The sequence below is a fragment of the Pseudotabrizicola sediminis genome, assembly GCF_004745575.1.
Taxonomy (GTDB): domain Bacteria; phylum Pseudomonadota; class Alphaproteobacteria; order Rhodobacterales; family Rhodobacteraceae; genus Pseudotabrizicola; species Pseudotabrizicola sediminis.
On sequence record NZ_RPEM01000009.1, the window covers coordinates 1 to 21,846 of the forward strand.

Sequence of the window (21,846 nt, forward strand, 5' to 3'; positions counted from 1 at the left end):
GTCATGTTCTGGCTATGACGATCAATGAGTCTGGAGCCTAACCATAGGTTACTCTGGCATTGTAAAGTATAAAAACAACTTATGCTTGTCTATACTTTTGAATTGTAGTGACCTTCAAAGCCTTTTCGCCATGCGTTTCAACGGCCTGCCGCCACAGCGCAAATTCTTCTTCTGACAAGGCGTACCGTTCCAGCGCCTCTGCCTCGGTGATCAGACCATGAATTACCGCGCGCACCACCACCGCTTTGCGACTGGCAACCCAGCGCCGTGTGTCAGGCCCGGGCAAATCGGCGCGGGTCAGAATGCTGCCATCCGGCAGGGTCACCTGACGCGGGCCATCAACACGTTTGAGATACATGGCCATGTCTTTCCATCTTCGTCCTTATTTGGACTGACCGTGCCCGATCAGACTTAAGTCAAGGTGAAGGCTGCGCGACAGAAGGGGTTGAGACTGCCGCGTATTTTCCTATATTACGCGCCATTCGTGAAAGGTTTGATCATGCTGGACCACCCGCTCAATTCGCTGGGGCTGCCAAAGCCGCCGTCCGCCACGCGGGTCGTGGTGGCGATGTCGGGTGGTGTCGATTCCTCGGTTGTGGCCGCGATGCTGAAGGACGAGGGCTATGACGTGGTCGGCGTCACGCTGCAGCTTTATGATCATGGCGCGGCACTGGCGAAAAAGGGGGCCTGCTGTGCGGGGCGCGACATTCACGATGCCCGGCGCGTGGCCGAAACCATGGGCTTTCCGCATTACGTGCTGGATTACGAAAACACCTTCCGCGAAGCCGTGATGGAGGAGTTTGCCGATGCCTATCTGGCGGGCGCCACCCCGGTGCCGTGCATCCGCTGCAATGAGCGGGTGAAGTTCAAGGATCTGCTGGCCACCGCCCGCGATCTTGATGCCGATTGCATGGCGACCGGGCACTATATCCAGCGCAAAGCCGGTGCGGCCGGTCCTGAACTGCATGCCGCTGCCGATGCAGGCCGTGATCAAAGCTATTTCCTGTTCTCCACCACGGCAGAACAGCTGGATTACCTGCGTTTTCCCCTTGGCCATCTGCACTCCAAGGCCGAAACCCGCGCATTGGCGGCGAAATATGGCCTGATGGTGGCAGACAAGCCCGACAGTCAGGACATCTGCTTTGTGCCCAATGGCAATTACGCGGCAGTGATCGAAAAACTGCGCCCGGGTGCCGCCGATCCGGGTGAGATTGTCGATCTGGAGGGCCGCGTGCTGGGCCAGCACCGTGGCGTGATCCATTACACCATCGGCCAGCGCAAAGGTCTTGGCATCGGGGGTCTGGGCGATCCGCTTTATGTGGTGCGGCTTGATCCCGAAACACGGCGCGTCATCGTGGGGCCACGCGAATCGTTGGCCACCCGCACCATCCCGGTGCGCGAGGTGAACTGGCTGGGGGATGTGCCCTTTGATGCGCAGCCCGAATGGCAAGTGCATGTCAAGGTCCGCTCCACCCGCCCGCCGCGCCCGGCGGTGATCCGGCCGCTGTCAGCGACCGAGGCCGAGGTCGAACTGCTGGACCCCGAAGATGGCGTCAGCGCCGGGCAGGCCTGTGTGTTCTATGCGCCCGAGGGCAGCCGGGTGCTGGGCGGCGGCTGGGTCTGGCGGGGGCGCTGAGTTTTTACAGATAATTCGTCCTATTCAGCCGCCTGAGCCGCTTCCGCTTCCGCCTCTGCCGCCTGAATTTCGGCGGCCTTGGCCTCGACCAGCTCGACAATATGGTCGATCATCGCGTCATTGCCCAGCTTGTGGCTTTGCTTGCCGGCCAGATACACCATCCCCGACCCTGCCCCGCCGCCGGTGAAACCGATATCGGTCATCAGCGCCTCACCGGGACCGTTGACCACGCAGCCGATGATCGACAGGCTCAGGCTGGTCGTCACATGCGCCAACCGGTTTTCCAGCGCGGTCACCGTCTTGATCACATCAAACCCTTGCCGCGCGCAGGACGGGCAAGAGATGATCGTCACCCCCCGGTGCCGCAGGCCGAGCGATTTCAGGATCTCGAACCCGACCTTCACCTCTTCGACCGGGTCCGCTGACAGCGACACCCGGATCGTGTCACCGATGCCCATCCACAACAGGTTGCCCAGCCCGATGGCCGATTTCACCGTACCCGACTGCAGCCCCCCGGCCTCGGTGATCCCCAGATGGATCGGCGCGTCGGTCACCTCGGCCAGCTGCTGATAGGCCGCCGCCGCCATGAACACATCCGACGCCTTCACCGAAATCTTGAATTCGTGAAAATCGTTGTCCTGCAACAGCATGATATGGTCCATGCCGGATTCGACCATCGCATCCGGGCAAGGCTCGCCGTATTTGTCCAGCAGGTGCTTTTCCAGTGACCCGGCATTCACCCCGATGCGGATGGAACAGCCGTAGTCTTTCGCCGCCTTCACCACCTCGGCCACGCGCCGCGCGTCGCCGATATTGCCGGGGTTGATCCGCAGACAGGCCGCCCCCGCCTCTGCCGCCTCGATCGCGCGTTTGTAGTGGAAATGGATATCCGCCACGATCGGCACCGGGCTTTCCGCGCAAATCTCGCGCAGGGCCGCCGTGCTTTCCGGGTCGGGGGTCGAAACGCGCACGATATCGGCCCCGGCAATCGCCGCGCGCCGGATCTGGTCCAGCGTGCCCGCCACATCGGTGGTCAGCGTATTGGTCATGGTCTGCACCGAAATCGGCGCATCGCCTCCCACAAGCACCTTGCCGACGCGGATCTGGCGCGAGGCCCGGCGATAGATGTTGCGCCAGGGGCGGACGGAATTCAGGCTCATCTTGCGGGGCTCCTCAAAGACCTGTGCCTTGATAAGGCTACAAGGCCGCCCCGGCAATGCCAAGGGCGGCCTTGTCAGCGTTGATTGACAGAGTCTTGTAACGGTGGGATGCGCGCTGTTGCCCGATTATTGCGACGGCGCGGCAATAACCTGCGACGCATCGGCCATACTGACGATGGCAGCCAGATCGGCATCGCGGTTCAGATCGGCGACAGCGAAGCTTTCGGTCAGCGCTTCGGGCGACAGGGCGACGTTCTTGACCACCTGCGCACCGGGGGCAGCCGGACCATAGGTCTGGCCGTTCACCGCAAAATAAACCGACCCGGAATTGCCCGCGCGCAGAACTGGCGGCTCTTCCAGTTGCGGCACGGCCCAGCGTTCGCCGGCATCCAGGATCTTTTCGAACAATACCGTGCCATCGGCCGAAGACACCCGCACCCAGGACGGGCGCACGGCCAGAATCTCGACCCCCGGCTGCGCATTGGCAACCACCTGAACCAGCTTGTCCGTGGTGCCCAAGGCTTCGGCCAACGCAGCCTCCACCGCCTCGGGAGAGGCCGCCGCCGCCGCCAGACGCGGGTTGATCGCCGCAATCGGGCCATCGCGCGAGGTCAGAACCGGCACATCAAGCGCCTGCGGACGATACAGGCGATCCATCTGTTCGGCCTGTTGCTGAACCGGATCGGCGCCGGCCAACTCGGTTGCCGCCACCGGGGCCGACCGCACCAAGGGAGCCGAGCCGCTGACATTGCCCAGCGGATCGATTTCCGCCACCACCGTCGGGGCCTGATCCACCGGCGACAGCTGCACGCGCTGCACTTCCTGCAGCACCGACCAGCCGCCATACCCAATTGCCCCGATCAGCGCGACCAGCACCAGAAGCGATCCGACCGCCCCCGGTTCCACCTGCGAAAACAGGCTTTCGCTGCGGGGGATGAAGGTGGCGTTCGGATTGGCGAGCGGGTCGCTGAACACCTGCGTGCTGCGGCTGCGCGCGGCGGTCATCCCCGAAGACGAGGCTGCCGCACTCATCCCATGCGCCACTTCGAAATTCGCTTCCTTGGAAAACCGGGCAAAGGCCATATCCGGGTCCATCCCCAGATAGCGCGCGTAGGACCGCACGTAGCCGGCGACAAAGCCTTGAGTTTCAAAGGCAGAGATATCGGCGTTTTCGATGGCGGCGATGTAGGCGGCCTTGATCTTCAACTCGCGCTGCACATCCAGCAGCGATTTGCCCATGGTGGCGCGTTCGCCCCGCATAAGGTCGCCCAGCAGCAGATCGAAGTCATCAAAGCCCTTTGGCCCCTCTGTCTCCGGCATCGAAGGTTTCGCCCTCCGCCCGATCATGCGCGCTGCCCCATGACTGTCCCCAAGTCCCTCTAGCCGTTTTTACCACGACTCATTTTGTTCGTATTAGGGATTCGATAACACAGCACAAGGTCTTTTGCACCTGCGAGAACGCCCCTACGCGGATACCTCGGCGCGATTTAGCGCACAGTGCCGCCAGAGATGATCCATAGCCGTTACCAAAGCATTAATTTCCACAGAGTCATGCACAGGCGATGGTGTAAATCTCAGGCGTTCGGTGCCGCGGGGCACAGTGGGATAGTTGATCGGCTGCACATAGACGCCGAACTGATCTAGCAGCATGTCAGACAGCATCTTGCAATGGGTGGGGTCGCCGACATGCACCGGCACAATATGCGAGCCATGGTCGATGATCGGCAGGCCCAGCCCCTTGAGGCGCATCTTCAGAGTTTTCGCAAAACTTTGCTGCAAATCGCGCAGTTTTTGCCCTTCCGCGGTTTTCAGAAACTGCACGCTCGCCGCCGCCCCGGCCGCAACCGCGGGTGGCAGCGACGTGGTGAAAATGAACCCCGGCGCATAGGACCGCACCGCATCGACCATCTTCGCACTTGCAGCAATATAGCCGCCGAACACGCCGAAAGCCTTGGCCAGCGTGGCGTTGATGATGTCCACCCGGTGCATCTGGTTGTCGCGTTCGGCCACCCCGGCCCCGCGCGGGCCATACATGCCAACGGCGTGCACCTCGTCCAGATAGGTCAGAGCGCCGAATTCATCCGCCAGATCACAGATCGCCGCAATCGGGCCGAAGTCGCCGTCCATCGAATAGATCGACTCAAACGCGATCAGCTTGGGTGCCTCGGGATCATCCGCCGCCAGCAGTTCGCGCAGATGGGCCACATCATTGTGGCGGAAAATCCGCTTCACCCCCCCGCCGCGCCGCACGCCTTCGATCATCGAGGCATGGTTCAGCGCGTCGGAATAGATGATCAGGCCGGGGAAGATCTGGCGCAGAACCGACAGGGTGGCATCATTGGCGATATAGGCACTGGTGAACACCAGCGCCGCCTCTTTGCGGTGCAGATCGGCTAGCTCTGCCTCCAGCCGTTTGTGATAGACCGTGGTGCCAGAGATGTTGCGCGTGCCGCCCGATCCGGCCCCGGTAGCCTCAAGCGCCTCGTGCATCGCGGTCAGCACCACCGGGTGCTGGCCCATGCCCAGATAATCATTGCCGCACCAGACGGTGATATCTTTCTTGCTGCCATCAGGCCGGGTCCAGACCGCATGCGGGAACTGGCCGTTCTGCCGTTCAATGTCGATAAAGGTGCGGTAGCGCCCTTCATCATGCAGGCGTTGCAGGGCGATATCGAGGTCAGTGTCATAGCGCATGGGTCTTCTCCGTATCCCCCCTGCCTAAGGGTTGCAGGGGGTGTTGCGTGCAGATCCGCCTGACAATCAGGCAACGGGCTGCGGCTTGCCTTGATGTGCATCAAGCCGGGGGCAAAGGGAAACAGGGCAATTTGACGCCCCTGCCGCCCGGACGCGCGCCATCACGGGCCGCGTCACGGCGCCGGCGCGACGTCCAGCACCACCACACAGGGTTCTTGCCCCACGCGCGCCTGATCACAGGCGGCCAGGGCCGCTGCGCGTGCCGCCGCCGCATCGGGCAGATCGCCAAGGGCCACGGCCGAGGGCACCGGCGATCCGTTGCGCACAAACCCGTCCTGCGGCGAGACGGCAAGTGCCGCATGGCCCGCGCGACTGGTCACGAACAGCGACAGCGCCTGATCATTCGTGGCCACCAGCCGCAGCGTGGTCAGCTCTTCCGGCGTCAGGAACGGGTGCAGATACAGGTTCACCGCTGATCCGGCGCTCACCCCGGCCTCAACCGGAACGCTTGGTGCCTGAACCTGCGCCTGTGCCATCATGCCGGCGAAAACCAATCCGCCCGCCAGAATGCCTGCTTTTGTCATGGCTGTGCTGCCCATATATCCTCCAGCACCGGACAGTCCCTGCCCGGCTATGTCAAAGTCCCCCGCTGCGATTTAGCGCAAAGCCAGCCCTCTGGACAGTGCCTTGCATCCTGTTAACGTCCGTTTCAAGTTCACATTAAGTAGAGAAATGGAAAGAAATCATGTCTCTGGACACAGTCCTTGCCCGTATCGACGCCGATCTGGACCAGTCGCTGGACCGGCTGCTCGATCTGCTGCGCATTCCGTCCATCTCGACCGACCCGGCCTATAAGTCTGATTGCACCCGCGCCGCCGACTGGTTGGTGGAGGAGTTGGCATCGCTGGGATTTGACGCCTCCAGCCGCCCGACGCCGGGGCATCCGATGGTGGTGGCCCATGGTGGCACCGGCGACAAGCACCTGCTGTTCTACGGCCATTATGACGTACAACCGGTTGATCCACTGCATCTGTGGGACCGCGACCCGTTCGATCCGCAAGTGCAGGACACCCCCAAGGGCCGGGTGATCCGCGGGCGCGGGGCATCGGATGACAAGGGCCAGCTGATGACCTTTGTCGAGGCCTGCCGCGCTTGGAAAGCGGTGCACGGCACCCTGCCCGGCAAGCTGACGATCTTTCTGGAAGGCGAAGAAGAATCCGGCTCGCCCAGCCTGATTCCCTTCATGCAGGACAATGCGGCGGAGTTGCGCGCCGACGTCGCCCTGATCTGCGACACCGGCATGTTCGAAGACACCACCCCCGCGATTGTGACCATGCTGCGTGGGCTCTTGGGCGAGGAACTCACCATCCACGGCCCCGACAAGGATCTGCATTCGGGCAGCTATGGTGGGGCCGCGATCAACCCGATCCGGGTGCTGTCGCGCATTCTTGGCAATCTGCACGACGCGTCCGGCCGCATCACCATTCCGCATTTCTATGACGGCGTGCAGGAACTGCCCGATGCCATCCGCGCACAATGGCAGTCGCTGTCTTTTGACCACGCGAAATTCCTTGGCGATGTCGGCCTGTCAGTCCCGGCAGGCGAGCAGGACCGCACGCCGCTTGAAATGCTGTGGTCCCGCCCGACGGCGGAAGTGAACGGCATCTGGGGCGGCTATACCGGCGACGGGTTCAAGACCGTGCTGCCGGCGCAGGCCCATGCCAAGATCTCGTTCCGTCTGGTGGCAGGACAAGACCCCGACGCGCTGCGCGACCACTTCCGCGCCTGGGTGCAGGCGCAACTACCCCCCGATTGCCGGGTGGAGTTCAATGGCCATGGCAACAGCCCCGCAGGCGTCATGTCGGTCGAGGCCCCGGCCTTTGATGCCGCGCGTCAGGCGCTGTCAGATGAATGGGGCAAACCCGCCGCCTTTGTCGGCTGCGGCGGGTCAATCCCGATTGCGGGGTATTTCAAGACCTATCTGGACATGGATGCCATGCTGATAGGCTTTGGCCGCGACGATGACCTGATCCACAGCCCCAACGAGAAATATGATCTGGAGTCGTTCCACAAGGGCATCCGCTCGTGGGCGCGGGTGCTCGACCGGCTGGCATAGATCTGGCGGACAGGCCGGGGGGCTGTCTGCCCCCCCGGCAATTGGGTTCTCGTGCCGATGGCGAAGCCAATCGGCACCCCCGAGGATATTTCAAGACTGAAAATGGAGGCGGGCTGTGAACATTTCCATTCGGAGCGCCACTGCTGGGGACGAAGCGGCGTGGCGTGGGTTGTGGCAGGATTACCTGACATTTTATGAGGTGACGCTGCCCGACGAAGTCACAGCAGCAACTTGGGCGCGCTGTCTGGACCCGGCGCACCGTATGCAGTGCCGACTGGCGTTTGACGGGGCCGAATTGCGCGGCTTTGCCATTCACCATGCCCATTGCTCGACATGGGTGGTGGCAGAGGATGTCTATCTGGAAGACCTGTTCGTAACAGCCGACTCGCGCGGTCAGGGCGTGGGGCGGGCGCTGATCGAAGATCTGGTCGCCCTTGGCAAAGCACAGGGCTGGCACCGGCTGTACTGGCACACCCACCGTGACAATGCAGTGGCGCGGCGACTGTATGACACGTTCTGCGAAGAGGATGGCCACATCCGCTATCGCGTGACGCTATAGGTCGCCATAGCTGCCGGCGCGGGTAAAGCCGCTGTCTTCCCGAAACCGCAGGCCCGGACCGTCACTGTCCACCTGCGCGCAGATCGGGCGCTTGCCGGACCAGATTTCGCAATACAGGTCGCCGTCGACCCGCCACTCGCCCCAGCCCCCGGCCCGGACCGTGCGACCGTCGTCGAGGAAGTATTGCGCCACGCCATCGGGGAACACCACAAGGCGAGAGGTCAGCGCGTCGGCGATCTGATCCCCGGTCAGCTGCTGCCAACCGTCGGCCAGCACCACCCCGGGCCAGAGCATCAGGATCATCGCCAATTCCCGCATCTGGCCCCCTTTGCCTTGCGTCACACACGTCCGCAGTTTAAGGGGGCCGCGCACCCCCTTTCCAATGATAGGTTCGTGATGATCCCGCGTTATTCCCGCCCCGAGATGGTTGCCCTGTGGTCTCCGGCCACGAAATTCCGCATCTGGTTCGAGATCGAGGCCCATGCCTGCGACGCCATGGCAGACCTGGGGGTGATTCCGAAGGCCAATGCCGAGGCGGTGTGGCGCGCGAAGGATGTGGAATTCGACGTGGCGCGGATCGACGAGATCGAGGCGGTCACCAAGCATGACGTCATCGCCTTCCTGACCCATCTGGCCGAACATATCGGGGCCGATGATGCGCGTTTTGTGCATCAGGGCATGACCAGCTCCGACGTGCTGGACACCACGCTGAACGTGCAACTGGTGCGCGCGGCGGACCTGCTGCTCGCGGGCGTCGACCGGGTGCTGGCGGCGCTGAAGGCGCGCGCGCTGGAGCATAAGGACACCGTCCGCATCGGCCGCAGCCATGGCATCCATGCCGAACCGACCACGATGGGCCTGACCTTCGCGCGGTTCTATGCCGAAATGGCGCGGGGTCGTGCGCGGCTGATCAATGCCCGCGCCGAAGTGGCGACGGGGGCGATTTCCGGTGCTGTTGGCACCTTCGCCAACATCGACCCGCGCGTCGAGGAACATGTCTGCGCGCAACTGGGCCTGACGCCCGAGCCCATTTCCACCCAAGTCATCCCGCGCGACCGGCATGCGATGTTCTTTGCCACGCTGGGGGTGATCGCCAGCAGCATCGAGAACATCGCGACCGAATTCCGCCACATGCAGCGCACCGAAGTGCTGGAGGCCGAAGAGTTTTTTTCCCCCGGTCAGAAGGGGTCGAGTGCCATGCCGCACAAGCGCAACCCTGTGCTGACCGAGAATCTGACAGGCCTTGCACGGCTGGTCCGCATGGCCGTGGTGCCCGCGATGGAGAATGTGGCGCTGTGGCATGAACGCGATATCAGCCACTCATCCGTTGAACGCGCGATCGGGCCGGATGCAACCATCACGCTGGATTTCGCCCTGCACCGTCTGGCGAATGTGGTAGAAAAACTGGTGGTTTACCCGGAAAACATGATGCGGAACATGAGCAAGTTCCGCGGTCTGGTGATGAGCCAGCGGGTGCTGCTGGCGCTGACCCAAGCGGGCGTGTCGCGCGAAGACAGCTACCGTCTGGTTCAAAGAAACGCCATGAAGGTCTGGGAACAAGGCGCTGATTTCAAAACGGAATTGCTGGCCGACCCCGAAGTTCTGGCCGCCCTTTCCCCGGCGCAGATCGAAGAAAAATTCGATCTTGGCTATCACACCAAACATGTCGACACGATTTTTGCCCGGGTGTTCGGGGCCTGACGCCTGAAAGTCCGGCAGCTCACGAAAGTGTGACCGGCGGGGTTATGCCCCCGCCGGCATGCCTTCTTGATGTGCTGCAATCCGTGCTACCCTTGGATTCCAGACATTTTACCATGGGAAGGACGCCTGATGAAAACAACGCTTACCGCCGCCGTCATCGCGCTCATGCTGCTGCCATCGGTAGCGATGGCCCAATGCTCCGGGGCAAAAGAGATCACCGCCTCCTCTTGCAAAGAGGGCATGACCTGGGATCAGGCCAAGGGCGAATGCACCCTGACGCCCACCACCTGAACCGAAAACCACGGTTGGCTGTAACCCGGCGTTAATTCTGGCGTGACACTCTGTCTTGGCAGGATCACCAGAACGGGACACATCATGCCGGACGACTTTGGCCATGCTCTGGCGCGCATCACCCCGGTGCAGCGCGCCGTTTCTTTCGGCGGTTCGTTGGGCGAACGCCGCCCCCCCACCGCGCGCGAAAAGGCGGCGATCATCGTGCGCTTGATGCTGGCAGAGGGCGGGTCTTTGCCGGTCACCTCGCTGCCAGACCACATGCAGGCAGCGCTGACCGAACAGATCGGCCAGATGCGCCTGGTGGATCGCAACACCCTGTCACAGGTGGTTGAGGAATTTCTGTCCGAGCTGGAAGAGGTGGGCCTGTCGTTCCCCGGCGGAATCGACGGCGCGCTGACCATGATGGATGGCCATATCAGCGCCACGGCGGCCAGCCGCCTGCGCCGCCTTGCCGGGGCGCTTGGCAATGGCGACCCGTGGGAGCGGCTGACCACCCTGCCGGTTGACCGGCTTTTGCCGGTGCTGGAGGCGGAGAGTGTGGAGGTGGCCGCTGTCATGCTGTCCAAACTGCCGGTGCCAAAGGCGGCCGAACTGCTGGGCCGCCTGCCGGGGGACCGGGCGCGCCGGGTGGTCTATGCGGTGTCGATGACCGGCAAGGTCGGCCCCGACACCGTGCGCCGCATCGGCCAGTCGCTGGCCATGCAGTTGGATGCGCAGCCCGCCAGCGCCTTTGACGCGGGCCCGGTAGAGCGGGTGGGGGCCATCCTCAACATCTCTACTTCGGCCACGCGCGATGACGTGCTGACCGGGCTGGATGCCGAAGATGCCGCCTTTGCCGAACAGGTGCGCAAGGCGATTTTCACTTTTGCCCATATCCCCGCCCGCATCATGCCGCGCGACATCCCCAAGGTCGTGCGCATGATTGATCTGCCGGTGCTGGTGACGGCGCTTGCCGCGGCACAGACCAACCCGCGCGAAGCCCCGGCGGTGGAGTTCATTCTGGCAAACATGTCGCAGCGCATGGCGCAATCCATCCGCGACGAAATGCAAACCCGTGGCAAGGTCAAGGACAAGGACGCCGAAGAAGCGATGACAAGCATTGTCACCACCATCCGTCAGCTGGAAGGGGCCGGTGAAATCGTCATGAACCGCGACGAGGAGTGATCTGCCCTCCTGACCACGGGGCCAAGGCCACGGCCTTGTGAACCCCGGACAGGCAAGATAGCGTCCGCCGCAAAAGGACGCCTCATGACCCTGCCCCCGACAGCCCTGCCCACAATCAAAGACACCAAAAGCGGCATCTTGTTGATGGTGCTTGCCATTTTCTGCTTTGCAGCGATGGATGCCGTGGCCAAGGGGCTGATCGCGCGCTATCCGGTGCCGCAGGTGATCTGGGCGCGCTTTGCCGGGCAGGTGCTGATCGTGGCGGTGCTGCTGGGGCCGCGTCTGCCTGCCATGCTGCGCACCCGCTGGCCCCTGCTGCACCTGATCCGAGGGGTGTGTCAGCTGGGTGCGATCGGCTGTTTCTTTTCGGCCCTGCCCCATATCGGGCTGGCCGAAGCGACGGCGCTTGGTGACCTGAACCCGGTGCTGATCACGCTGGGGGCGGCGCTTTTCCTGGGCGAACGCCTTGGGCCGCGCCGGATTGCGGGCGTGGTGGCCGCACTGATCGGCGCGCTGATCATCATCCGCCCTGGCCTGTCGGTGTTTACCCCCGCCGCCCTGCTACCGCTGGCTGCCGCCGTGTTCTATGCCATCAGCGCCCTGCTGACCCGCCATCTTGGCCCGCAGGAAACCGCCTGGACGCCGCTGATCCTTGGCGCGTTGTTCGGCATGGCGGCCACAAGTGTCACCCTGCCCTTTGTCTGGGTGCCGGTGCCGATGGCCGACTGGCCGCTGTTCGCGCTGATCGGCGCGCTTGGCACCGCGGCCAACCTGTTCCTGATCCGGTCGTTCACGCTGGCGCAGGCGGGATCTGTCGCACCTTTCGCCTATGCCGGGCTGATTTTCGCCACCGGCTGGGGCTATATCCTGTACGGTGAGGTGCCTGATCTGCCCACCATCATCGGTGCGCTTGTGATCGTGGCGGCGGGTCTTTATGTCTGGCACCGCGAAACCCGGGTGCATGGCGCATCCAAGACCCAGTAAACGGACCGGATGACCGAACCTGACGCCCACATATCTGGCACCTGGCGGCAATGGCTGACCGACCGCAGCATCCGCGCGGTGCTGTGGCTGCTGTTGGCGCTGCCCTACCGCTGGCGCGTGCCGCTGTGTGGCTGGATCATGGCGCGTCTGATTGCGCCCATGGCCGGCTGGCCACAGCGCATCCGTGACAACCTTTCGCACACCCTGCCCGACCTTCCCGAAGACCAGATCGCCCGCATGGTGGCCCGCGTGCCGGAAAACATCGGGCGCACGGTGATCGAGATCTATTCGGGGGCCGAATTCATCGCCCGCACCACCGAACTGCCGCTGACGGGAGGCGGTGTTGCGGCGCTGGAGGCAGCGCATGCCGCCAGCCAACCCGTCATCCTCGCCACCGGGCATTTCGGCAATTACGATGCGGTGCGTGCGGCGCTGATCGCGCGCGGCTACAAACTTGGCGCGCTGTATCGTCCGATGTCGAACCCCTGGTTCAATGATCATTATGTGCAGGCCATCGGCACCATCGGCCAGCCGCTCTTTGAACGCGGGCGGCAGGGCATGGGGCAGATGCTGAAACATCTGCGCGCAGGCGGCATGCTGGGCATCCTGCCCGATCAGCGCATGCACAAGGGCGTCAAGCTGACCTTCTTCGGGCAAGAGGCGCTGACCGCGCTGTCCGCCGCCGACATGGCGCTGAAGTATAACGCGGTGCTGATCCCGACCTATGCCATCCGCCAGCCGGATGGCTTGTCGTTTCAGATCATCGTAGATCCCCCGATCCCGCACTCGACGCCGGAAATCATGACACAGGCGCTGAATGACAATCTGGAACGGCTGATCCGGCAATATCCCGAGCAGTGGTTCTGGATCCACCGCCGGTGGAAGCCGTAAGGTCTATTTGGCTTGCGCCGCTGCCAGCACATCTGCCGGGCCTTCGGTCTGAACCACCACCACCACCGGATCGGGGCCAGAAACCTCAGCCGTCATCTCGAACGGGGCCTGCCCCGGCCAGTCGGCCACCGACTGCCAGTCGGTGACGATATTGGTATAGGTCACCTCGCGCCCCTCATTCTCGCCCCGGCCGATGGCCACGGTGGCTTCGGGCAGATAACGGATCACCTGAATGCGTGCCGGTTTGGTCAGCGGCGGGTCCGCCTCGGCGCGAATGACAATCTGATCACCGTCACGCGTCACCGTAAGCCGCACCGGGCTGGCCTGCGCCTGATGCCGGCGGATCGCCGCGGCCACCTGCACCGGATCATTGCCCTCTACGCGGTCCAATCCCCCGACAATCATCTGCGGGGTGTAAATCATCCGGCTGCCAACCGCCTTGGCATAGGCTTTTTGCCGCTGGGTGAAGGCAGGGCTGGCGAAGGTATCGCGCCAGCCGATGTAATCCCAATAGTCCACATGCAGCGACAGGGCGATGACATCGGGGCTTTTGACCAGTTCCACCATGAATTCATCGGCGGGGGGGCAGGAAGAACAGCCCTGAGATGTGTAGAGTTCCACCAGAACCGGCGACGTCTGCGCCTGTGCTGCACCGGCAATGCCGATCCAAAGCCCGAAAGTCGCGCTGACCAATAACCGCATCGTCACGTTGTCATCCCCAAATCTGCCCTTTCGTTCTACAGACAGGACCCGTGCGCTGCCAATCAAGGTTTTGCGAGGGCAAGACCATTTCCCATCACGGTTCTGTCGTGCCAAGATGCAATCAAGTTGACTGAAACGAGGACTGGATTATTGGCATACAATTGTATACAAAGCCAGCGATTCCCCGGCCCATGCGGCTGGACACGACCTTAAGCCATTCCCAATCCAATAGCCAAGAGGCCCAAAATGACCGTCACCGTCGGACATGACAGCCAGAAAACCCGCAAATCCCTGACAGCAGGCGGCCAGACCGTCAGCTATTATTCGATCCCCGCCGCTGAAGCGGCTGGCTTGGGCGAATTCTCCAAACTCCCCGCCGCGCTCAAGGTGGTGCTGGAAAACATGCTGCGGTTCGAGGATGGCAAAACCGTCTCGGTCGACGACATCAAGGCGTTTTCCGACTGGGGCAAGATGGGCGGGCAGAACCCGCGTGAGATTGCCTATCGCCCCGCCCGCGTGCTGATGCAGGATTTCACCGGCGTTCCCGCCGTGGTCGACCTTGCCGCGATGCGCGATGGCATCCTTGGCCTTGGCGGCGACGCGCAAAAGATCAACCCGCTGAACCCGGTCGATCTTGTCATCGACCATTCGGTGATGATCGACGAATTCGGCACCCCGCGCGCGTTTCAGGCCAACGTGGACCGGGAATATGAACGGAACATGGAGCGGTATGTCTTCCTGAAGTGGGGTCAGAACGCATTCAACAACTTCCGCGTGGTGCCGCCGGGCACCGGCATCTGCCATCAGGTGAACCTGGAATATCTGGCGCAGACCGTCTGGACCGATACCGACCAGCACGGCAACATGGTGGCCTACCCGGATACGCTTGTCGGCACCGACAGCCACACCACCATGGTCAACGGCCTTGCCGTTCTGGGCTGGGGTGTCGGCGGGATCGAGGCCGAGGCCGCGATGCTGGGCCAGCCGGTGTCGATGCTGATCCCCGAAGTGGTCGGCTTCCGCCTGACCGGCCAGATGATGGAAGGCACCACCGCCACCGATCTGGTGCTGAAGGTTGTGCAGATGCTGCGCAAACATGGCGTGGTTGGCAAGTTCGTCGAATTCTACGGCGACGGGCTGGACCGTCTGCCGCTGGCAGACCGCGCCACCATCGCCAACATGGCGCCGGAATATGGCGCCACCTGCGGTTTCTTCCCGATCGATGACGAAACCATCCGCTATCTGCGCGGAACGGGGCGTGAGGAGTCGCGGATCGCGCTGGTCGAGGCCTATGCCAAAGAAAACGGCATGTGGCGCGGCGCGGACTACGCACCGATCTACACCAGCACGCTGGAGCTGGACATGGGCACCATCGTGCCCGCCATCTCGGGCCCGAAGCGTCCGCAGGATTATCTGCCGCTGACCAGCGCCTCCACTGCGTTTGGCGAATACATCCGCGGCATGCGCAAGGCGCCCACTGTGCCCAAGATGGAAAAGGCCGAGATGACAGCCGAAGGCGGCGCGCCCGCCCCGGCCCCGGAGGATATTCCCGGCGATCACCTTGGCATGTCGACTGCATCGGTCGAAGGTCAGGACTACACCCTGCGCGACGGGTCCGTGGTGATTGCGTCGATCACGTCCTGCACCAACACGTCTAACCCTTACGTGCTGATAGGCGCCGGTCTGGTGGCGCGCAAGGCGCGTGCGCTGGGTCTGAACCGCAAGCCATGGGTGAAAACCTCGCTCGCCCCTGGAAGCCAGGTCGTGTCGGAATATCTGAACGCCGCTGGCTTGCAGGAAGACCTTGATGCCGTCGGCTTCAACCTTGTCGGCTATGGCTGCACCACCTGCATCGGCAACTCCGGCCCGCTGGCGCCCGAAATCTCCAAGGCGATCAACGATGGCGATCTGGTTGCCACCTCCGTGCTGTCGGGCAACCGCAACTTTGAAGGCCGGATCAGCCCCGATGTGCGCGCCAACTATCTGGCATCGCCGCCGCTGGTGGTGGCTTATGCACTGGCCGGCGACATGAACATCGACTTGACCACCGAACCGCTGGGCACCTCCAAGGACGGCAAGCCGGTCTATCTGAAAGATATCTGGCCCACCAACAAGGAAATCGCCGACATCGTGCATGCGGTGGTGACGCGCGAGGCGTTCCAGAAGAAATACGCCGATGTCTTCAAGGGTGATGAAAAATGGCAGGCCGTGAAGGTGACGGATTCGGAAACCTATGACTGGCCGACATCATCGACCTACATCCAGAACCCGCCCTATTTCAAAGGCATGTCCAAAACACCGGGCGTGATTTCGAACATCGACGGCGCGCGTGTTCTAGCTCTGCTTGGCGATATGATCACCACCGATCACATCTCGCCCGCCGGGTCGTTCAAAGGATCAACGCCGGCTGGCAAGTATCTGACAGACCGTCAGGTTCCGACATCCGAGTTCAACTCCTACGGCTCGCGGCGTGGCAACCATGAGGTGATGATGCGCGGCACCTTCGCCAATATCCGCATCAAGAACGAGATGCTGGATGGGGTCGAGGGCGGCTATACCAAAGGCCCCGATGGCGCGCAGACCAGCATCTATGATGCCTCGATGGCCTACCAGGAGGCTGGCACCCCGCTGGTGATCTTTGGCGGCATCGAATACGGCGCAGGCTCAAGCCGCGACTGGGCGGCCAAGGGCACGGCGCTGCTGGGCGTCAAGGCGGTGATCGCGGAATCGTTTGAACGCATCCACCGGTCGAACCTCGTCGGCATGGGGGTGATCCCGTTCGAGTTCACCGAAGGGATGACCCGCAAATCGCTGAACCTGACGGGGGATGAAACCGTCAGCATCCACGGCCTTGACGGTGATCTGAAACCGCTGAGCCTCGTGCCCTGCACGATCACCTATGCCGATGGCACCGCGAAAACCATCCAGATCAAGTGCCGCATCGACACCGAGATCGAGATTGAATACGTCGAGCACGGCGGCGTGCTGCATTACGTGCTGCGCGATCTGGCGAAGGCCTGATCAGGGCGCTTTTCTGGGGTCTTTACGGATCAAAGACCACGTGAGACGCAGATTGAAAAGCCCGGACCGCAAGGTCCGGGCTTTTTGGCCGCAGTGCCGCGGACAGGAACGTTTGGACGGTCTTGTTAACTCCTTGTTCAGACTTTGCCGGCAATGCTGATGAGTGTTGTAACCAGTGCCAAAAGTTTTTTCATGCCATCCCGCTCCCCCCAGATCGCGCCGCATCATGCGCCAAAGGCCCGAAAGACGCACGGCGCCATGTGCCTGCCGTGGGGAGAGCTGATGGTGTTTGTGCTGTTGGGACTGATGCTGTTGGAGTAAGCGGCGGGTGTCAGCCCGCCGCTTGCGCGGCCAGGGCTGCGGCCAGGGCGGGTACGAACCGGTTTTCGTAATCGGTCCCGATCAGCGGCCCGATGAACCGCATTGCCACCGTGCCATCGCCACGCAGGATGAACGTCTCTGGCGGCGCGGTCACGCCCCATTCCACCCGGTTGCGACCCTGCGGATCGGTTGCCACGCCAAAGAACGGGTTCCCTTCCTCGGCCAGATAGGCAATCGCCTTGGCGTCATCATCCATGATGTTGATGCCTGCCACCCGCACCCCATCGGCCGCCATCTGCATCAGCACCGGATGTTCCGCCCGGCAGGGCGGGCACCAGGTGGCGAAGAAATTCACCACCGTCACCTGGCCCGTGCGTAAATCGGCATCGGTCAGCTGCGGCACACCTGCAAGCCCGGTCACCGGCACCACCGGAGCGGCGCGATCCTGAAACGCGGTCGGCATGTCATTGGGGTTCTTCTGCATCATCTGCACGTAAAACGCCCCGGCCAGCCCGGCAAAAATCAGCGGCGGCAAGGCCATCAACCACTTAGCCATTTGTCTTCGCCTTTCCCTGCCGCGCCTCAACCTCTTGCAACTGCCGCTTGACCCGTCGCCCCTGCCACAGGGTCAGCGCAACCACCGCCGCCACCAGCACAATCGTCGCCCCATAAGATGACAGCACCGCCACCGCATAGCGGCCCAGATCGGGGATCATGCCAGACGCTCCTGTGCCAGCAGCGCAGACAGACGTCGCGCGCGAATCTCGGTTCGGGTTCGCATCAGCACCAGCGCCACGAACAGCAGCACAAATCCCAAGATGCACACCACCAGCGGCACGTAATAAGCCACGTCGATCGGGTCTTTTTCGCCCACCTTCAGAATGGTCGAGTCCTGATGCAGCCCCTGATTCCAGAACTTCACCGCATACCGCGACAGCACCGCAAAGACCGACCCGACCATGCACAGCACGGCTGTCAGATCGGCAGCGGTATCGGGGTCATCCACCGCCTGCCACAGCGCGATATAGCCAAGGTAGAACAGCGCCAGAATCAGGAACGCGGTCAGGCGCGGGTCCCAGGCCCACCAGGTGCCCCACATCGGCTGCCCCCACAGCGCGCCGGTCACCAGCGCGATCAGGGTGAATGTCAGCCCCACAGGCGCCGCTGCCTTGGCGGCAAGCGCGCTCACATGATGGCGCCGGATCAGCCAGATCAGGCTGGCCACCAGCATCATCACCCAGGCATTGATCGCCATCATCGCGGTCGGCACATGCAGGAAGATGATCTTCACCGTGGACCCTTGCCGGAAGTCATCCGGCGTAAAGAAGAACCCCCAGATCAGCCCGGTCACCAGGCTGACCACAGTCAGCCCGACCACCACGGGCAAAACCCGGGCAGATACCTGCATGAACCGTTTTGGATTGGCATATTCCCAGACTGACATCAGGCTGCCCTACCCTCTCTTGCGAACCGTCTCAAGTCACACTCCCGTCAAAGCTCAGCGAAGATTGACGCGGAGCGCCGCCGCCGCCGCAAAGGGCAGCAGCGCCACCGCCCCCGCGGTGATTCCCGCCAGCAGCAACAGCGGCACCAGCGCTTCGGCCCCGGTGGCCCCGCGCTTCACCACTTCCGCGCCAAAGATCAGCGTCGGCACATACAAGGGCAGCACCAGCAGCGACAACAGCAGCCCGCCGCGCTTGATGCCCACCGTCAGCGCCGCGCCAAAGGCCCCGATCACCGACAGCGCCGGTGTACCCGCCGCAAGGCTGACCACCAGCCACAGATAACCCGGCCCCGGCAGGTTCAACAATACCCCCAGCATCGGGGCACACAGCGTCAGCGGCAGGCCCGTCACCAGCCAATGGGCAAGCGCCTTGACCGCCACCACCCCTTCCAGCGGAATGGGCGAAGTCGCCAGCAGGTCCAGCGAGCCATCCTCGAAATCCAGCGCAAAGATCCGGTCGAGCGACAAAAGGCAGGCCAGCAACGCCCCCACCCACAGGATACCGGGCGCAATCTTCGCAAGCGTCGCCGGTTCAGGCCCCACCCCCAACGGCACCAGCACCGCCACCAGCAGGAAAAACGCAAGGCCCAGCCCAAAGCCCCCTCCGGCGCGGAACGCCAGCCGCAGATCGCGGATCAGCAGGGCATTCATGTGAACGCCTCGTCAAAGCCGCCGCCGGTCGCGACCGGAGCCTTGGCCTTGAATGGCCCGAGGTCCAGCACCGCAGCCTCGGTCAGCCCCAGATCAATATGGGTGGCGATCAGCACCATACCGCCCGCCCCCAGATGCGCCCGCACCACGCCCGCAAACAGTGCCACGGATGCGGTATCAAGCGACACCGTCGGCTCGTCCAGCACCCAGATGGCGCGTCCCGTCACCAGCAGCCGCGCCAGCCCCAGCCGCCGCTTCTGCCCGGCCGACAGGTTGGCCGCCCTTCGCGCACGCAGATCGGTCAGGTTCATCTGCGCCATCGCGTCCGTCACCCCGCCAACCCCGTGGATCGCGGCCCAGAACTGAAGATTCTCCTCCACCGTCAGCACCGCTTTCAGCCCGTCGGCATGGGCGGCGTAGGTCAGGCTTTCGGGCGGCGCGCTGATGCTGCCAGCCACTGCCGGCTGCAACCCGGCCAAGGTGCGCAACAGCGTGGTCTTGCCCACCCCGTTCGGTCCGCGCAGGATCAACGCCTGCCCGGGCTCCACCGAAAAGCTCACGCCCTCCAGCACCGTCAGGCCACCGCGCGCCACCGCCAGATTGTCCACCACCAGATCCATGCCCCCAGCCCTATCCCAAGCCATGCGACACGAAAAGACCCCGTAACGGCCTGCGGCACCATGGCAATCCACTGCTCCCGGCCTTACGTTGCTGCAAACACACAAAGGATACCCCATGCAGACCCACCCTTTTGGCCGCACCGGCAGCACGACCACCCCCATCGGCTTTGGCGCCTGGGCCATCGGCGGCACCTGGGGCGAGGTGACGTGGGAGGATGCGAAAGCCACCCTGAACGCCGCCCTTGATGCCGGAATGACCTTCATCGACACCGCCGATGTTTACGGCGATGGCCGCAGCGAACAGATCATCGCCGAGGTTCTGGCGGAACGCGGTGGCGCGCGCCCCTTTGTTGCCACCAAGGCTGGCCGCAGGCTCGATCCGCACAGTGCCGAAGGGTACACCGGCGCAAATATCGAAGCCTTCATCGACCGAAGCCTGAAGAACCTGAAGGTTGACTGCCTCGATCTGGTGCAATTGCATTGCCCGCCGACGCCGGTCTATTCCGACGCCACGATGTTCGCGGCACTGGATGCCATCAAGGCCAAGGGCAAGATCGCCGATTACGGCGTTTCGGTCGAAACGGTGGAAGAGGCGCGCGCGGCCATTCAGCATCCCGGCGTCGTTTCGGTGCAGATCATCTACAACATGTTCCGCATGAAACCCGCCGACACCTTCTTTGCCGAGGCGCGCGCGAAAGGCGTGGCCATCATCGCCCGCGTCCCCCTTGCCTCGGGCCTGCTGACCGGAAAGATGAGTGCCGACAGCCAGTTTGCTGCCGACGACCACCGCGCCTTCAACCGCAACGGCGAGGCGTTCGACAAGGGCGAAACCTTCAGCGGCGTGCCCTTCGACGTGGCGCTGGAGGCGGTAGAGGCGCTGCGCGCAGCGGTCCCGCAAGGTGTGCCGATGGCGGCCTTCGCGCTGCGCTGGATCATGATGGAACAAGCGGTCACCGTGGTCATTCCCGGCGCAAAGACCCCTGCGCAAGCGCAGGCCAATGCCGCCGCAGCCGATCTGCCCGCGCTCACCGCCGATCAGATGCAGGCCGCGCGCGATGTCTACACCCGCCTGATTGCGCCACACGTCGCCCATCTGTGGTAACGCAAAAGGGCGGCGCATCCTCTGCGCCGCCCCCTATCCGCGTGAAAGCCAGTTCAGCCCAGAATCGCCTTCACGTAATTCACTGTCTCAGGGTACGGCGGAATGCCGTTGTGCTTTTCCACCGCCCCCGGCCCCGCGTTATAGGCCGCCAGCGCCAGCCGCCAGCTGCCGAACTTGGCATACATCATTTTCAGATAGCGCGCCCCGCCTTCCAGATTCTGGTGCGGATCGTTGATATCCACCCCCAGTTTCTGTGCCGTGCCCGGCATCAGCTGCGCCAGACCCGTGGCCCCCTTGTGTGACACCGCGCCGGGGTTCCAGCCCGATTCCTGCTGCACCAGCCGCAGGAACAGGTCTTCGGGAATCCCATGCTTGCTGGCCATTGTGCGCGCCACAGCCAGATATTCGCCCTTGTAGCGCCCGGCATAGCGGGGTGCTACGGTCGCCTCCGCCGCCCCGGTCTTGCCCTTCGGCGTCAGCCGCACCGATGCCTCGTATTGCTTGGACAAACGGCCATCGAGCAGCTTTTTCTGCGAATTGAACACCGAAGCCCGGTTCTTGGACGACCCCGACAGGGTCAGCGGCTCGGCCTGCACTACAGCGGGGGCAATGCCGCACAGCGCAAACGCAAGGGTGGTGGACAGAACCGTGGCAGTCAGCTTCATGAAACCATTCCGGGTTGCCTCAGACCCGGCGATTATAGGGATTTTTCGTCGCTAATCCAGT

23 protein-coding genes are annotated in these 21,846 nt (G+C 63.1%); 10 read left to right on the top strand and 13 right to left on the bottom strand.

What is annotated here, in order from left to right; genetic code table 11:
• Positions 1-79: 79 nt before the first annotated feature.
• Positions 80-358 (bottom strand): CtrA inhibitor SciP, encoded by a 279-nt coding sequence (gene sciP, locus EEB11_RS13565; protein ID WP_135432155.1) that lies wholly within the window; start codon positions 356-358, stop codon positions 80-82.
• A gap of 141 nt (positions 359-499) precedes the next feature.
• Between sciP and mnmA the strand changes: the two genes are divergently transcribed.
• Entirely contained in the window at positions 500-1,636 is a 1,137-nt protein-coding gene (gene mnmA / locus EEB11_RS13570) for a tRNA 2-thiouridine(34) synthase MnmA (protein WP_135432157.1), read from the top strand.
• 20 nt (positions 1,637-1,656) lie between these two features.
• On the opposite strand, the gene ispG is transcribed toward mnmA, so the two are convergent.
• The 4 genes from ispG to EEB11_RS13590 all read right to left on the bottom strand — a co-directional run bounded on the left by ispG (position 1,657) and on the right by EEB11_RS13590 (position 6,074).
• Positions 1,657-2,796 carry a flavodoxin-dependent (E)-4-hydroxy-3-methylbut-2-enyl-diphosphate synthase gene (gene ispG, locus EEB11_RS13575; RefSeq protein WP_135432159.1) on the bottom strand — a complete coding sequence of 380 codons (1,140 nt, stop codon included), beginning with the start codon at positions 2,794-2,796 and terminating at the stop codon, positions 1,657-1,659.
• A gap of 126 nt (positions 2,797-2,922) precedes the next feature.
• Positions 2,923-4,143, bottom strand: coding sequence for a helix-turn-helix domain-containing protein (locus EEB11_RS13580; protein WP_135432161.1), 1,221 nt, complete (start codon positions 4,141-4,143; stop codon positions 2,923-2,925).
• 117 nt (positions 4,144-4,260) lie between these two features.
• Positions 4,261-5,490: a 5-aminolevulinate synthase gene (hemA, locus tag EEB11_RS13585; protein WP_135432163.1), complete on the bottom strand. Its 1,230-nt coding sequence runs from the start codon at positions 5,488-5,490 to the stop codon at positions 4,261-4,263.
• Positions 5,491-5,663: 173 nt separating this feature from the next.
• Positions 5,664-6,074 (bottom strand): hypothetical protein, encoded by a 411-nt coding sequence (locus tag EEB11_RS13590; RefSeq protein ID WP_135432165.1) that lies wholly within the window; start codon positions 6,072-6,074, stop codon positions 5,664-5,666.
• A gap of 161 nt (positions 6,075-6,235) precedes the next feature.
• Between EEB11_RS13590 and EEB11_RS13595 the strand changes: the two genes are divergently transcribed.
• Both EEB11_RS13595 and EEB11_RS13600 read left to right on the top strand, forming a co-directional pair.
• Positions 6,236-7,606 (top strand): M20/M25/M40 family metallo-hydrolase, encoded by a 1,371-nt coding sequence (locus EEB11_RS13595; protein ID WP_135432167.1) that lies wholly within the window; start codon positions 6,236-6,238, stop codon positions 7,604-7,606.
• 115 nt (positions 7,607-7,721) lie between these two features.
• Positions 7,722-8,165 (top strand): GNAT family N-acetyltransferase, encoded by a 444-nt coding sequence (locus EEB11_RS13600; RefSeq protein ID WP_135432169.1) that lies wholly within the window; start codon positions 7,722-7,724, stop codon positions 8,163-8,165.
• On the opposite strand, the gene EEB11_RS13605 is transcribed toward EEB11_RS13600, so the two are convergent.
• Positions 8,160-8,483 carry a hypothetical protein gene (locus EEB11_RS13605; protein ID WP_135432171.1) on the bottom strand — a complete coding sequence of 108 codons (324 nt, stop codon included), beginning with the start codon at positions 8,481-8,483 and terminating at the stop codon, positions 8,160-8,162. The two genes, EEB11_RS13600 and EEB11_RS13605, sit on opposite strands and share 6 nt — an antisense overlap.
• A 78-nt stretch (positions 8,484-8,561) precedes the next feature.
• Here EEB11_RS13605 and purB point away from each other — a divergent pair, with 78 nt between their 5' ends.
• From purB to EEB11_RS13625, 5 genes are all read left to right on the top strand, one after another.
• On the top strand, positions 8,562-9,866 hold the full coding sequence (gene purB, locus EEB11_RS13610; protein WP_135432503.1) for an adenylosuccinate lyase: 1,305 nt from the start codon (positions 8,562-8,564) through the stop codon (positions 9,864-9,866).
• 129 nt (positions 9,867-9,995) lie between these two features.
• Positions 9,996-10,157 carry a hypothetical protein gene (locus EEB11_RS19580; protein ID WP_167852746.1) on the top strand — a complete coding sequence of 54 codons (162 nt, stop codon included), beginning with the start codon at positions 9,996-9,998 and terminating at the stop codon, positions 10,155-10,157.
• A gap of 84 nt (positions 10,158-10,241) precedes the next feature.
• Entirely contained in the window at positions 10,242-11,324 is a 1,083-nt protein-coding gene (locus tag EEB11_RS13615; protein ID WP_135432173.1) for a flagellar motor switch protein FliG, read from the top strand.
• 84 nt (positions 11,325-11,408) lie between these two features.
• Entirely contained in the window at positions 11,409-12,308 is a 900-nt protein-coding gene (locus EEB11_RS13620) for a DMT family transporter (RefSeq protein ID WP_135432175.1), read from the top strand.
• A gap of 9 nt (positions 12,309-12,317) precedes the next feature.
• Positions 12,318-13,199, top strand: a complete 882-nt coding sequence (locus EEB11_RS13625; protein WP_135432177.1) for a lysophospholipid acyltransferase family protein — start codon at positions 12,318-12,320, stop codon at positions 13,197-13,199.
• 3 nt (positions 13,200-13,202) lie between these two features.
• Here the strand turns inward: EEB11_RS13625 and EEB11_RS13630 are convergent, their stop codons facing one another.
• The gene (locus EEB11_RS13630) at positions 13,203-13,907 is read right to left on the bottom strand and encodes a DUF1223 domain-containing protein (RefSeq protein WP_435531111.1); all 705 of its coding nucleotides are present in this window, start codon (positions 13,905-13,907) and stop codon (positions 13,203-13,205) included.
• A gap of 240 nt (positions 13,908-14,147) precedes the next feature.
• Here EEB11_RS13630 and acnA point away from each other — a divergent pair, with 240 nt between their 5' ends.
• Positions 14,148-16,922: an aconitate hydratase AcnA gene (gene acnA, locus EEB11_RS13635; protein ID WP_135432179.1), complete on the top strand. Its 2,775-nt coding sequence runs from the start codon at positions 14,148-14,150 to the stop codon at positions 16,920-16,922.
• Positions 16,923-17,253: 331 nt separating this feature from the next.
• Here the strand turns inward: acnA and EEB11_RS13640 are convergent, their stop codons facing one another.
• The 5 genes from EEB11_RS13640 to ccmA are packed head-to-tail and all read right to left on the bottom strand — an operon-like array spanning position 17,254 to position 20,018.
• On the bottom strand, positions 17,254-17,799 hold the full coding sequence (locus EEB11_RS13640) for a DsbE family thiol:disulfide interchange protein (RefSeq protein WP_135432181.1): 546 nt from the start codon (positions 17,797-17,799) through the stop codon (positions 17,254-17,256).
• Positions 17,792-17,959 carry a heme exporter protein CcmD gene (ccmD, locus tag EEB11_RS13645; RefSeq protein ID WP_135432183.1) on the bottom strand — a complete coding sequence of 56 codons (168 nt, stop codon included), beginning with the start codon at positions 17,957-17,959 and terminating at the stop codon, positions 17,792-17,794. The genes EEB11_RS13640 and ccmD overlap by 8 nt, the downstream gene beginning before the upstream one ends.
• Positions 17,956-18,687 (bottom strand): heme ABC transporter permease, encoded by a 732-nt coding sequence (locus EEB11_RS13650; protein ID WP_135432185.1) that lies wholly within the window; start codon positions 18,685-18,687, stop codon positions 17,956-17,958. Before EEB11_RS13650 ends, ccmD begins: the two co-directional genes overlap by 4 nt.
• Before the next feature lie 54 nt (positions 18,688-18,741).
• A complete protein-coding gene (ccmB, locus tag EEB11_RS13655; RefSeq protein ID WP_135432187.1) occupies positions 18,742-19,398 on the bottom strand; it encodes a heme exporter protein CcmB in 657 nt (218 codons plus the stop codon).
• Entirely contained in the window at positions 19,395-20,018 is a 624-nt protein-coding gene (ccmA, locus tag EEB11_RS13660; RefSeq protein ID WP_135432189.1) for a heme ABC exporter ATP-binding protein CcmA, read from the bottom strand. Before ccmA ends, ccmB begins: the two co-directional genes overlap by 4 nt.
• A gap of 115 nt (positions 20,019-20,133) precedes the next feature.
• Between ccmA and EEB11_RS13665 the strand changes: the two genes are divergently transcribed.
• Positions 20,134-21,120 carry an aldo/keto reductase gene (locus EEB11_RS13665; RefSeq protein WP_135432191.1) on the top strand — a complete coding sequence of 329 codons (987 nt, stop codon included), beginning with the start codon at positions 20,134-20,136 and terminating at the stop codon, positions 21,118-21,120.
• Positions 21,121-21,173: 53 nt separating this feature from the next.
• Here the strand turns inward: EEB11_RS13665 and EEB11_RS13670 are convergent, their stop codons facing one another.
• On the bottom strand, positions 21,174-21,785 hold the full coding sequence (locus EEB11_RS13670) for a lytic transglycosylase domain-containing protein (RefSeq protein WP_135432193.1): 612 nt from the start codon (positions 21,783-21,785) through the stop codon (positions 21,174-21,176).
• Positions 21,786-21,846: the final 61 nt, after the last annotated feature.

What these genes read in the sequence shown, in the direction of transcription:
- sciP (WP_135432155.1), bottom strand. Translation starts at nt 358, where the DNA reads ATGTATCTCAAACGTGTTGATGGCCCGCGTCAGGTGACCCTGCCGGAT.
- mnmA (WP_135432157.1), top strand. Translation starts at nt 500, where the DNA reads ATGCTGGACCACCCGCTCAATTCGCTGGGGCTGCCAAAGCCGCCGTCC.
- ispG (WP_135432159.1), bottom strand. Translation starts at nt 2,796, where the DNA reads ATGAGCCTGAATTCCGTCCGCCCCTGGCGCAACATCTATCGCCGGGCC.
- EEB11_RS13580 (WP_135432161.1), bottom strand. Translation starts at nt 4,143, where the DNA reads ATGATCGGGCGGAGGGCGAAACCTTCGATGCCGGAGACAGAGGGGCCA.
- hemA (WP_135432163.1), bottom strand. Translation starts at nt 5,490, where the DNA reads ATGCGCTATGACACTGACCTCGATATCGCCCTGCAACGCCTGCATGAT.
- EEB11_RS13590 (WP_135432165.1), bottom strand. Translation starts at nt 6,074, where the DNA reads ATGACAAAAGCAGGCATTCTGGCGGGCGGATTGGTTTTCGCCGGCATG.
- EEB11_RS13595 (WP_135432167.1), top strand. Translation starts at nt 6,236, where the DNA reads ATGTCTCTGGACACAGTCCTTGCCCGTATCGACGCCGATCTGGACCAG.
- EEB11_RS13605 (WP_135432171.1), bottom strand. Translation starts at nt 8,483, where the DNA reads ATGCGGGAATTGGCGATGATCCTGATGCTCTGGCCCGGGGTGGTGCTG.
- purB (WP_135432503.1), top strand. Translation starts at nt 8,562, where the DNA reads ATGATCCCGCGTTATTCCCGCCCCGAGATGGTTGCCCTGTGGTCTCCG.
- EEB11_RS19580 (WP_167852746.1), top strand. Translation starts at nt 9,996, where the DNA reads ATGAAAACAACGCTTACCGCCGCCGTCATCGCGCTCATGCTGCTGCCA.
- EEB11_RS13615 (WP_135432173.1), top strand. Translation starts at nt 10,242, where the DNA reads ATGCCGGACGACTTTGGCCATGCTCTGGCGCGCATCACCCCGGTGCAG.
- EEB11_RS13620 (WP_135432175.1), top strand. Translation starts at nt 11,409, where the DNA reads ATGACCCTGCCCCCGACAGCCCTGCCCACAATCAAAGACACCAAAAGC.
- EEB11_RS13625 (WP_135432177.1), top strand. Translation starts at nt 12,318, where the DNA reads ATGACCGAACCTGACGCCCACATATCTGGCACCTGGCGGCAATGGCTG.
- acnA (WP_135432179.1), top strand. Translation starts at nt 14,148, where the DNA reads ATGACCGTCACCGTCGGACATGACAGCCAGAAAACCCGCAAATCCCTG.
- EEB11_RS13640 (WP_135432181.1), bottom strand. Translation starts at nt 17,799, where the DNA reads ATGGCTAAGTGGTTGATGGCCTTGCCGCCGCTGATTTTTGCCGGGCTG.
- ccmD (WP_135432183.1), bottom strand. Translation starts at nt 17,959, where the DNA reads ATGATCCCCGATCTGGGCCGCTATGCGGTGGCGGTGCTGTCATCTTAT.
- EEB11_RS13650 (WP_135432185.1), bottom strand. Translation starts at nt 18,687, where the DNA reads ATGTCAGTCTGGGAATATGCCAATCCAAAACGGTTCATGCAGGTATCT.
- ccmB (WP_135432187.1), bottom strand. Translation starts at nt 19,398, where the DNA reads ATGAATGCCCTGCTGATCCGCGATCTGCGGCTGGCGTTCCGCGCCGGA.
- ccmA (WP_135432189.1), bottom strand. Translation starts at nt 20,018, where the DNA reads ATGGATCTGGTGGTGGACAATCTGGCGGTGGCGCGCGGTGGCCTGACG.
- EEB11_RS13665 (WP_135432191.1), top strand. Translation starts at nt 20,134, where the DNA reads ATGCAGACCCACCCTTTTGGCCGCACCGGCAGCACGACCACCCCCATC.
- EEB11_RS13670 (WP_135432193.1), bottom strand. Translation starts at nt 21,785, where the DNA reads ATGAAGCTGACTGCCACGGTTCTGTCCACCACCCTTGCGTTTGCGCTG.